This is a genomic window from Geminicoccus flavidas (assembly GCF_009806515.1).
In the GTDB taxonomy this organism is placed as follows: domain Bacteria; phylum Pseudomonadota; class Alphaproteobacteria; order Geminicoccales; family Geminicoccaceae; genus Geminicoccus; species Geminicoccus flavidus.
In genome coordinates, this window is sequence record NZ_WUJP01000055.1 from 1 (window position 1) to 10,695 (window position 10,695).

At 69.1% G+C, this 10,695-nt stretch carries 9 protein-coding genes and 1 pseudogene; 6 read left to right on the forward strand and 4 right to left on the reverse strand.

Going from position 1 to position 10,695, the window contains the following annotated elements; all coding sequences use genetic code 11:
* Positions 1–153: 153 nt before the first annotated feature.
* Positions 154–1,386: an MFS transporter gene (locus EQG76_RS01460; protein ID WP_159709951.1), complete on the reverse strand. Its 1,233-nt coding sequence runs from the start codon at positions 1,384–1,386 to the stop codon at positions 154–156.
* Positions 1,387–1,455: 69 nt separating this feature from the next.
* Here EQG76_RS01460 and EQG76_RS01465 point away from each other — a divergent pair, with 69 nt between their 5' ends.
* Entirely contained in the window at positions 1,456–1,929 is a 474-nt protein-coding gene (locus tag EQG76_RS01465; protein ID WP_159709953.1) for a helix-turn-helix domain-containing protein, read from the forward strand.
* 57 nt (positions 1,930–1,986) lie between these two features.
* Positions 1,987–2,103 (forward strand): annotated as a pseudogene (locus tag EQG76_RS32005) (IS5-like element ISMra2 family transposase); the annotation flags it as partial.
* A 4-nt stretch (positions 2,104–2,107) separates the two neighbouring features.
* Here EQG76_RS32005 and EQG76_RS01475 read toward each other — a convergent pair.
* Both EQG76_RS01475 and EQG76_RS01480 read right to left on the reverse strand, forming a co-directional pair.
* A complete protein-coding gene (locus EQG76_RS01475) occupies positions 2,108–5,572 on the reverse strand; it encodes an indolepyruvate ferredoxin oxidoreductase family protein (RefSeq protein WP_159709957.1) in 3,465 nt (1,154 codons plus the stop codon).
* Between the two features lie 174 nt (positions 5,573–5,746).
* Positions 5,747–6,511 (reverse strand): SDR family NAD(P)-dependent oxidoreductase, encoded by a 765-nt coding sequence (locus tag EQG76_RS01480; protein ID WP_159709959.1) that lies wholly within the window; start codon positions 6,509–6,511, stop codon positions 5,747–5,749.
* Positions 6,512–6,548: 37 nt separating this feature from the next.
* Between EQG76_RS01480 and EQG76_RS01485 the strand changes: the two genes are divergently transcribed.
* Together EQG76_RS01485 and EQG76_RS01490 are read left to right on the forward strand one after the other, a co-directional pair.
* Positions 6,549–7,424: a TIGR01459 family HAD-type hydrolase gene (locus tag EQG76_RS01485; RefSeq protein WP_159709961.1), complete on the forward strand. Its 876-nt coding sequence runs from the start codon at positions 6,549–6,551 to the stop codon at positions 7,422–7,424.
* A gap of 33 nt (positions 7,425–7,457) precedes the next feature.
* On the forward strand, positions 7,458–8,351 hold the full coding sequence (locus EQG76_RS01490; protein ID WP_159709963.1) for a PfkB family carbohydrate kinase: 894 nt from the start codon (positions 7,458–7,460) through the stop codon (positions 8,349–8,351).
* A 10-nt stretch (positions 8,352–8,361) separates the two neighbouring features.
* Here the strand turns inward: EQG76_RS01490 and EQG76_RS01495 are convergent, their stop codons facing one another.
* The gene (locus EQG76_RS01495; RefSeq protein ID WP_159709965.1) at positions 8,362–9,153 is read right to left on the reverse strand and encodes a DUF6600 domain-containing protein; all 792 of its coding nucleotides are present in this window, start codon (positions 9,151–9,153) and stop codon (positions 8,362–8,364) included.
* Positions 9,154–9,229: 76 nt separating this feature from the next.
* Here EQG76_RS01495 and otnI point away from each other — a divergent pair, with 76 nt between their 5' ends.
* Both otnI and cobO read left to right on the forward strand, forming a co-directional pair.
* Positions 9,230–10,024: a 2-oxo-tetronate isomerase gene (otnI, locus tag EQG76_RS01500; protein ID WP_159709967.1), complete on the forward strand. Its 795-nt coding sequence runs from the start codon at positions 9,230–9,232 to the stop codon at positions 10,022–10,024.
* Positions 10,021–10,635 (forward strand): cob(I)yrinic acid a,c-diamide adenosyltransferase, encoded by a 615-nt coding sequence (gene cobO, locus EQG76_RS01505; RefSeq protein ID WP_159709969.1) that lies wholly within the window; start codon positions 10,021–10,023, stop codon positions 10,633–10,635. Before otnI ends, cobO begins: the two co-directional genes overlap by 4 nt.
* Positions 10,636–10,695: the final 60 nt, after the last annotated feature.

A 10,695-nucleotide genomic window follows, 5' to 3' on the forward strand; every position in this document is an offset into this window, starting at 1 on the left:
GCTCTATCCCGTCACTCCCCTGTACGCCTCGGCGCAGCCGGCAGCCCGGCCTGACAGCGCAGGTCTGGTGATGGGCTATGCCGGCCTGGATGAGCGGACCATCCACCAGGGCGTACGGATGCTGACGGCGATCCTCGACAGCTTCAGGCCCGCCTAGGTTCCGTCCGCCTGTTGCGCTGAAGCCGATGATGCTGGTCCCGCCCATCTGATCACCGTTGCAGCCATCGCCATGGCAGCGAGCAGGCAAGCGGCGCCGAAGAACATCCCTTCATACCCGACGCTTCTGATCCAGGGCGTGCTGATCAGCGGCGAAACGAACTGCCCGATGAAGATGGATGCCGTCAGCACTCCTCCCGCCAGACCCCGGCGTGATGCGGGTGCCATTCCGAGCGCCAGCGGGACAAAAGCCGGGGAGACCAGTGCGTATCCGCTGCCGATCATGGCCGCGCCGCCGAGTGAGACGGGCAAGGCTTCCGAAAGGACCAGCAGGAGGAAGCCCAGGGCCATGGCGCTGTAGCCGACGGCGAAGACGCCACCATGGCCGATCCTGGCCTCGACCCGGGCATAGAGAAGGGCAAGGCAACCGCCGGCCAAGGTCAGCGCACCCAGGGCCATTCCGGTCATGACTGCGCTGTTGATGCCCCGCGCGTCGAACAGGAAGGGCAACTGCGTTGGCATGAGAAAGAACAGCATGTTCGTGACGGACTGGAGAAGCACGAGCGCCGCGAAGGTCGGAATCCACACGCGATGCGCTTCGCCCTCAGCTTCGACCGCGCCGTTGCGTGATCTCGCTGGCAACGCCGGCTCGACAATTCCCTGCCACATGAACGGGAGGAAGACGAGCGGCAGTGCGTAGATCGCGAACGGAGCGCGGGGTGACAGGAGCGCAATCCAACCGGCCAGCGAGATGAAGAGGAAGCCGCCGAAATTTCGCGCCGAAACCTGCAACCCGGCGAAGGCACTACGCTGCTGGCCCTCGAAATAGTCTCCGATCAACGCTGTCTGCGCGGTCATCACGAGGGCGACCGAGATCCCGAGAACGAGGCGGCTTGCGAAGATGGCCGGCAAGTCGGGCAGCACGAGCCCGGCGCAGCCGGAGAGGACGAAGAGGAGCACGCCGCCAAGGAGCAGGCGTCTCCTTCCGAACCGGTCGGCCAGCAGCCCAGCGAAGGGGGCAACGAGCGCGACCATCAACGAGGGAGCCGGCACGAGCAGGCGGGTCAGGATCGCCGCGTTTGGGTCGCCGTCGAAGAGACGTTCCAGTCCGGGAAGCGCCGGGCTGATCGTCGCGTTTGCCATGACGGTCAGCGAGGCTGCCATCAGCAGCGCGACGGACCGGCCGTCGCACCAGAATGCCCGTCGCCCTGCGGCTTCTGCCTCACGCATACCCCTGTCTCCTTGGCTCGATCATCGCATCGGAGCACGCTGCGAGTTCAAGCCAACTTGAGGTCAAGCATGAGCATGATGGATATCGGCGAGGTCGCGGGGCGCTCTGGCGTGTCGCCCTCGACCCTTCGCTACTATGAAGAGATTGGCCTGATCCGGTCGGTGGGGCGGCACGGGCTGCGGCGGCAGTTCGACCCGAGCGTGCTCCTGAAGCTTTCGCTGATCGAGCTGGGGAAAGTCGCGGGCTTCTCGCTTGGTGAGATCGCGGGAATGTTTGGCGACGACGAGACGCTGAACATTCCCCGTGCGGACCTCCATGCAAAGGCCGATGAGCTGGGCCGGCAGATCACCAGACTTCGGGTGCTACGGGACGCGATTCGTCATGTCGCGGACTGCCCGGCTCCGTCGCACTTGCAGTGTCCGAACTTCCGCAAGCTGCTGACGTCGGTGTCCTCCAGAAAGGCTGGCGGCCAGGCAGGGCGCCTCGTGGAGACCGGCCGCCGCCAAGGTCGCGTTCCCAAAACGGTTCGTGCTCCCGGATAGGCCGGGATGAGACGCTGCGAGATGAGCGAGGCGGCGTCATCCCCGTGCGCGCTGATCGACTGGCACGCCTATGCCCAGCGCAATCAGGTCGAACGTCTGGCCGGCCGCCTCAAGCAGTGCCGCCGCATCGCTACCCGCTACGAGACGAGGCTCGCCGACTACCTCGCCATGCTGCCTGTTATTCCGCCGCGACCAGCACCGGCTGCTCCGGCCTGGCCCGGAAGCGGGCCAGCAGTTCGGCCTCGCGCGCCTTGGCCGTGCGCAGGTTGCGTTCCTTGACGTGGCCGAAGCCGCGGATCCGGGACGGAATCGCGGCCAGCTCCTCGGCCAGCGCGTGGTTGGCGGGGGTGAGGCCGGCCAGCAACTCCTCGACCAGCGCCTCGTACTGGCCGATCAGGGCGCGCTCGGTGCGGCGCTCCTCGGTCCGGCCGAACGGGTCGAAGGCCGTGAAGCGCAGCGCCTTGCCGTGGCGGAGCAGGCGGAAGGCGTGGCGCATCCAGGGGCCGAAGCTCGACTTGCGCAGCTGGCCGGTCGTGTGGTCGCGGCTGGCGAGCAGCGGCGGGGCCAGGTGGAAGGTAAGCTTCCCGGTCGACTGGAACTCGTGGGCGAGCTGGGCCTGGAAGGAGGGGTGGCTCCAGAGGCGCGCCACCTCGTACTCGTCCTTGAACGCCATCAGTCTGAAGAGATTCTCGGCCACGATGCGGGCCAGAGTCTCGGTGCCGAGCTTGGTCTGCTCGACCAGCCGGACCCGCTTGACCACCCGCTCGTAACGCTCGGCATAGCGGCGGTCCTGATAGTCGGTCAGGAACGCCATGCGCCGGGCGACCAGCTCGTCCAGGTCGGCGGGCGGTGCGGTGGGCACGGGCGGCGGCGCGAGCTCGACCTGGACCGCGGCCAGATCGTGGGCGGCGCGGCGGCCCAGGGTGAAGGCAGCCTGGTTCATCGCGACCGCCACCCCGTTCAGCTCGATGGCGCGCATCAGGGCGTCCAGCCCGAGCGGGATCAGGCCGCGCTGCCAAGCATAGCCCACCATGAACAGGTTGGTGGCGATGCTGTCGCCGATCAGGCCGGTGGCGATCCTCGTGCCGTCGACGAACTCGGCACGGCCCTCGCCCGTGGCCTTGGTAATCGCACGACGCAGGCGCTCGGCCGGGAAGGAGAAGTCGGCGTTGCGGGTGAAGTCGCCGGTGAACGTCTCCTCCAGGTTCACGACCGCCCGGGTGACGCCGGCACGGACGGTGGCGAGCGCCGGCTTGCTGGCGGCCACGACCTGATCGCAGCCGATCAGGACCTTCGCCCCGCCGGCGGCGACCCGCGGCGAGCCGATCTCGTCCGGGCGGTTGGCGATCTTCAGGTGCGAGAGGACTGCCCCGCCCTTCTGGGCCAGGCCGATCATGTCGATCGCGGCGATGCCCTTGTTCTCCAGATGCGCCGCCATGCCGAGCAATGCTGCGATGGTGACCACGCCGGTGCCGCCGATGCCGGTGACGGCCATCCCGTAGGTGCCCTCGATCGCCGGCAGGGTCGGCAGCGGCAGGTCGGCGGCGGTACCGGTGAGGTTGCGCCGCTCGCCCTTCTTCAGCACCGCGCCCTCGATCGTCACGAAGGACGGGCAGAAACCCTTCAGGCAGGAGAAGTCCTTGTTGCAGGAGGACTGGTCGATCCGGCGCTTGCGGCCGAGCTCGGTCTCGACCGGCTGCACCGCCACGCAGTTGGACTGCACGCCGCAGTCGCCGCAGCCCTCACAGACCAGCTCGTTGATCACCACCCGCCGGTCGGGGTCCGGGAACTCGCCGCGCTTGCGGCGGCGGCGCTTCTCCGCGGCGCAGGTCTGGTCATAGACGATCGCGGACACGCCCGGGACGGTGCGCAGGCGGCGCTGCAGCGCGTCCAGCTCGTCGCGATGGTGGATCTTCACCCCGTCCGCCAGGTCGTAGCCGATCGGGTACTTGTGCGGCTCGTCGCTGACGACGTGGATCTCCTGCACGCCCTCGGCATGAAGCAGCCGCGTCACCTCGGCGACGTCGAGATTGGCGGTCTCCATCTTCTGGCCGCCAGTCATCGCGACCGCGTCATTGTACAGGATCTTGAAGGTGATGTTGGCCTTGGCGGCCATGGCGGCGCGGATTGCCAGCGAGCCGGAATGGTAGAAGGTGCCGTCGCCGATGTTCTGGAAGATGTGCGGCCTAGTGGAGAACGGCGCCTCGCCCAGCCAGGACGCCCCTTCTCCGCCCATCTGAGTGTAGCGGGCGGTGTCGCGGTCCATCCACTGGGCCATGTAGTGGCAACCGATCCCGGCCCGGGCCTTGCTGCCCTCCGGCACGCGCGTGGAGGTGTTGTGCGGGCAGCCCGGGCAGAAATAGGGCAGCCGCAGCATGGCCGGGTCGTCCGTCACCACGGCGACCCGGGCCTCGACCTCGGCCAATCGCAGGGCCAGCTCGGGATCGTGAGTGCGCTCCAGCAGGGCACGACCGATCGCGAGCGCCACTTGGTTGGAGTTGATCGCACCCCAGGACGGGAACAGGGTCCGGCCCAGCCGGTCGTGCTTGCCCTCGATGACCGGCGCGTTCGGCTGCCCGTACAGGAGGCTGCGGACCTGGTCCTCGACCAGGGGGCGCTTCTCCTCGACCACGATCAGGCGGGACAGGCCGCGTGCCGCCTCCTCCAGGCCGCGCGGCTCGAGTGGCCAGCTCATGCCGACCTTGTAGACGCGCAGGCCGAGCTGGCGGGCGCGCGCCTCGTCGATGCCGAGATCGTCCAGGGCCTGGACCGTGTCCAGCCAGGCCTTGCCGGTGGTGACCACGCCCAGCCAGGCGTCCTCGCTGCCCATGACGGTCCGGTCCAGCCGGTTGGCGCGGGCGAACGCCTTGGCCGCCTCCAGCTTGAAGCGGTGGAGGCGCTCCTCCATGGCGAGCGGCGTGTCCGGCCAGCGGATGTTCAGACCGCCCTCCGGGAGCGGAAAGTCGTCCGGCAGCGTGATCGGCAGGCGGGCCGGGTCGATCTCGGCGGACACGGTGCTCTCCACCGTGTCGTGCACGCACTTCAGAGCCACCAGCGCGCCCGAATAGCGCGACATGGCGATGCCGAGCAGGCCGTAGTCCAGGATCTCCTGCACGCCTGCCGGGTTCAGCACCGGGATCATCGCATCGATCATCGCGGGCTCGGACTGGTGCGCCGTAGTCGAGCTCTCGCAGGTATGATCGTCGCCGAGCAGGCAGAGATAGCCGCCATGGGCGGCGGTGCCGAACAGGTTGGCGTGGCGCAGCGCGTCGCCGGAGCGGTCCACGCCGGGACCCTTGGCATACCAGATGGCGAACACGCCATCATACTTGTTCTCGCCGTCCAGCCCGGCCTGCTGGGTACCCGAGCAGGCGGTGGCGGCCAAATCCTCGTTCACGCCCGGCTGGAACACGACATGGTGCTCATCCAAGAGCTTCTTCGCCCGGGTGAGCTGCTGGTCGTACTGGCCGAGCGGCGAGCCGCGATAGCCCGAGATATAGCCGGCGGTGTTCAGCCCGGCCGCCTGATCGCGGCGACGCTGCTCCATCGGCAGGCGGACCAGGGCCTGGATGCCGGTGAGGAACACCCGGCCCCGGGGCTTCAGATACTTGTCATCGAGGCTGACCGTCTGAAGGTCCGTCATCCTCGAAATACTCCCTGCTCCGCTCCCGGAACCGCGCCGGCAGGAGCCGGGGCGGACCGCCCGGGAAGGCCCGGATCACCGGCGCACCGGCTCCGCCTTCTTAGATGGGTATCCTACGCGGCCCTGTCACCCGGGTTGCGGCGCCGACATCTGCCGGCGCTGCAACCTTATGGATCATGGCATCAGCTGGCCGCCGTTCACCTCGATCACCTGGCCAGTGATGTAGCCGGCGAGCTTCTCCGAGGCCAGGAACAGGAACGCGCCTGCACAGTCCTCGCTCACCCCCAGCCGCTGCATCGGGATGCGCTGGCGGACCTGCTCCAGCCGCTCCGGCGTGGAGTAGATGTCGTGGAAGTAGGTGTGGATCACGCCCGGCGAGACCGCGTTCACCCGGATGCCCTGCGGAGCCAGCTCGGTGGCGATCGACTTGGTGTAGGTCGAGACGAAGCCCTTGGCGCTGGCATAGAGCGCAGCACCGGCGGCACCGCCGTTGCGCGCGGCGATCGAGCTGGTGTTGACGATGTTTCCCTTGCTCTCGACCAGGGCTGGCACTGCCACGCGGGTCGCGGTCATCACCGAGCGGGCGTTCAGGTCCATGACCCGGTCATAGGCCTCGTCGTCGCTCTCCGCGAGCGGGAAGCGCGCCACCATGTGGCCGGCATTGTTCACCAGCACGTCCAGGCCGCCCAGCGTCTGGATGGCGCCCTCGACCACCGACTTGACCTGATCAGTCCTGGAGAAGTCGCCGCCGAACACCGGGGCACCACCCAGCTCCGCGGCCAGCGCCTCGGCCTTTTCCCGGTTCTTGTTGTAGTGGATCGCGACCTTCGCCCCGGCCTCGGCGAACGCCTTGGCCGCCGCGGCGCCGATGCCGATCGAGCCACCGGTCACCAGAACGCGCTTGCCGCCCAGTCCGAAGCCGTCGTAACCGCCTGTCACCTGTCATCCCCGAAACGTGTCACTGGAGCCCGGAACCATGAGCGAGCCCCGCATCCTGGAGGGGCTCGGCAGCATCGCCGAGCAGTACGATGGCTTCATTCTGGACCAGTGGGGCGTGCTGCACAACGGCAGGGCTCCCTATCCCGGCGTGGTCGAGGCGCTGGAAGCCATGCGCGCCGCCGGCAAGCGCATCTGCCTTTTGACCAATAGCGGCCGGCGCGCCCGGATGAACCGGGACCGTCTGCTGGAGATGGGCTTCCCACCGGAGAGTTATGACGGGCTGATCACCTCGGGCGAGGCTGCGTGGATGGGGCTGCGCGACCGCAAGGACCCGCGCCTTGCCGAATTCGGCAAGCGGGCGCTGCTGATCACGCGCGACAACGACCTGGAGGTGATCGAGGGCCTGGGCCTCCATCTCACCAGCGACCCCGCTCAGGCCGACTTCGTCTATCTGTCGGGCGTCGACAGCCCACCCATGACGCTGGAGGACTACGAACCGCTGCTCCGGGAGGCGGCGTCGCTGAGCCTGCCGATGATCTGCTCCAACCCGGACCGGATCGCGGTGAGCGCCGACGGCCTCTTGATCGCACCCGGGACGATCGCCGCGCGCTACGAGGAACTAGGCGGCCGGGTCTACTACTTCGGCAAGCCGAACCGGCCGATCTACGAGGCCTGCCTCACCGTGTTGGAGGGGATCAATCCCAAGCGGATCCTGTGCGTCGGTGACAGCCTGGAGCACGACATCGCGGGCGCTGTCGGCATGGGAATGGACAGCTGCTTTGTCATGCAGGGCATCCATGCCGAGCATTTTCCCGAGGACCTGCCGGCCGACCGGCTGGCGCTCCGGGTGCGCGAGCTGGCCGAGCGCTACGAGACCATGCCGCGCTACGCGATCCACCGCACCAACTGGTAGTCGACAACGAAATCCTGGCTGGGGGCTGACTGAATGACCGCGATCCTGTGCGTCGGCGTGCTGGTGCTCGACGTGATCTTCCAGGTGGACGAGCTGCCGAGCGGCGGCGAGAAGATGCTGGGCCACGGCATGAGCGAGGCGATCGGCGGCCCGGCTGCGATCGGCGGGCTCGCGGCGGTGCGTCTCGGTGGCGAGGCGGCCCTGCTCTCCCGGGTGGGCGAGGACCGGGTCGGCACGGCGATCCTGGAGGGCTTCCGCGCGGCCGGGCTAGACGTCTCGGCGGTGGAGCGGCTGGCGGGCGGCGTCTCGTCCTTTTCCGCGGTGGCGGTCGACCCAAAGGGCGAGCGGCAGATCGTCAACTATACCGACCAGCGCCTCCATGCCGAGCCGCCTAGGCACATGCCGCCCATGGAACGTTTCAAGGCGGTGCTGGCCGACACGATCTACCCGATGGCGGCGGCCCCGGCGCTCAAGGCCGCGCGGGAGCATGGCATTCCGGGCGTGGTCGACTTCGACGTCAACCCCAAGTCCGGCAGCCGGGAGATCCTGGACCTCGCCAGCCACATCGCTTTCAGCCGGCAGGGGCTGCGCAGCCTGACCGGGATCGAGGATCCGGAAGCCGGCCTGCGCCAGGTGGCGGAGCGCCATGGCGGCTGGGTTGGCGTCACGCTGGGCGAGCAGGGTGTGGCTTGGCTGGAGGACGGCTGGTTGCGCCGGATGCCAGCCTTCCAGGTCGAGGTGGTGGACACGCTGGGGGCCGGCGACGTGTTCCATGGCGGCTTCGCCTATGGGCTGGCGCAGGGCATGGGGATTGAGGCCTCGCTGCGCCTGGGCTCGGCGGCCGCCGCGGTGAAATGCACCCGCAAGGGCGGCGGCCCTGGTGCGCCGACGCTGGCCGAGGTCGAGGCGTTCCTGGCCAGGCACTAAGCTCCAGGCCTCAGCGCAGCCGGTCGCGGTCGCGCTCCCGGTCCAGCTCCCGGCGGCGCTCGGCATCCAGCAGGTCCAGGCGGCGCTGGCGCTCGAATGCCTGCCAGGCGTCGTCGGCACCGGCCGGCCCGCTGGGGGCCGGCGTCGGGCTGGACGGCGGCGGGCGGAAAGTGGGCGTGCCGATCCCGCGCACCGAGCGGCTGTCCGTGGCGTACCAGGCGCGCACGTCCTCTGCCGTGGCGAGGCTCGCCAGCGGCACGGGCTCCGGCAGTCTGCCGCCGGCGGCTTCGATTTCGGCGGGATCGGGCGGGGCACGCTGGCGCAGGCCGTCGCCGTCCGGCAGCGGGCGAGCCGGCACCGGCAGCAGGGGCAGCTCTTCCAGCGGCACGACCGACCAGCCGACCGCCGGTTCGCCCACGGATGGAAGGGGCGCCCACGCGATCCGGCCGGGTCCGGGTGCCGCCCAGGCCACCGGTGCCGGGTCGAAGCGGCTGCCCGGCAGCCACCACCAGCGCCCCGCCACCTGACGCCAGCGGCCCCGATGCTCGGCCAGCGCTGAGAACGGCGGGTCCCCCTGCCAGTACCAGCCTGCCTCCCGCGTCCAGCGCCACCGACCAGTCGAGAAGGGCCGCCAGCCGTCGGGCACCTGGTCCGGCCGCCAGGCTGGACCCAGGCCCGGTAGCTCCTCCCAGACTCCGAACGGCTCCAGCTCGGCCCGGAACTGCAAGGCCAGCGCCTGGCGCAGGTCCTGGGCCAGGGCCGGTACCGGGAGCAGGATGGAGAGGAACAGGCGCCGTCGCATGTGACTTCATCTTGGCACGCAGGCCCGCCAAGGCTAGCTCACGGGGAGCAAGCGAGCCGGACCAGGAGGCCAGCAGATGCCGCGCTTTGCCGCGAACCTCAGCATGATGTTCAACGAGCATGCCTTCCTTGACCGGTTCGCCGCGGCGGCCGTCTGCGGCTTCAAGGGCGTGGAGTTCCTGTTCCCCTACGAGTTCCCGGTGGACGAGGTCGCTGGCGCCCTGCACGGCGCCGGCCTGTCCCAGGCGCTGTTCAACCTGCCGCCCGGCGACTGGGCGGCGGGCGAGCGCGGCATGGCGTGCCTGCCCGGCCGGGAGAAGGAGCTGATGGACGGGGTGGAGAAGGCGCTGCGCTATGCCGAGGCGCTGCGCTGCCCGACCCTGCATCTGATGGCCGGGATCCCGCCCGCCGACCTGCCGCGCGAGCAGCTGGAGGCGACCTATGCCGCGAACCTGGCCGAGGTCGCCAAGGCCTGCGCGCCGCTGGGCATCACCGTGGTGATCGAGCCGATCAACCAGCGCGACATGCCGGGCTATTTCCTCTCCTGGCAGGACCAGGCCCGGCGGCTCATCGAGCGCTCGGGTGCGAAGAACGCCAAGGTGCAGATGGACTTCTACCACTGCCAAATCATGGAGGGCGACCTCACCCGGCGGCTTCAGGCGCAGATCGACCAGGTGGGCCATGTCCAGGTGGCGGGCGTGCCGGACCGGCATGAGCCGCACGATTGCGAGGTCAACTTCCCACACCTGTTCGCCGAGCTGGACCGGCTGGGCTATGCTGGCTGGGTGGGCTGCGAGTACCGGCCGCGCGGGCGCACCGAGGATGGGCTGGGCTGGGCCGCGCCTTATGGCATCAGGGGGACTGGCGCATGAGCGACACGGACGGAGACGAGGACCGCGACCACGCCCTGAAGAAGGCGAAGATCAAGGCCGCCAAGGACGCGCTCTATGCGTCCAAGACCGGGGAGAAGGGCCTGATCGTGGTCCATACCGGCACCGGCAAGGGCAAGTCGACGGCGGCCTGGGGTATGGTGCTGCGGGCACTGGGCCATGGCTACCGGGTCGGGATCGTCCAGTTCGTGAAGGGTGCGCGCGAGATCGGCGAGCGGGTGATCTTCGACAAGTTCCCGGACCAGCTGCGCTTCGTGGCCCATGGCGAGGGTTTTACCTGGGAAACCCAGGACCGGCAGAAGGACATCGCACTGGCGCGCCAGGCCTTCGAGGCGGCCAAGGAGATGATGGCCGACCCCGAGGTCCGGATGGTGATCCTGGACGAGCTGAACATCGCGCTGCGCTACGACTACCTGCCGATCGAGGAGGTGCTGGACGTGCTGCGCGACAAGCGGCCGGACCTCCACGTCGTAATTACCGGCCGCAACGCAAGGCCGGAGCTGATCGAGGCGGCTGACCTCGTCACCGAGATGCAGCTGGTCAAGCATCCGTTCCGCGCCGGCATCAAGGCCCAGCCCGGGATCGAGTTCTGAGCTTGCCGGGACCCGGCGCCCGGGCTCTGATGATCCAGGGCACCTGCTCCAACGCCGGCA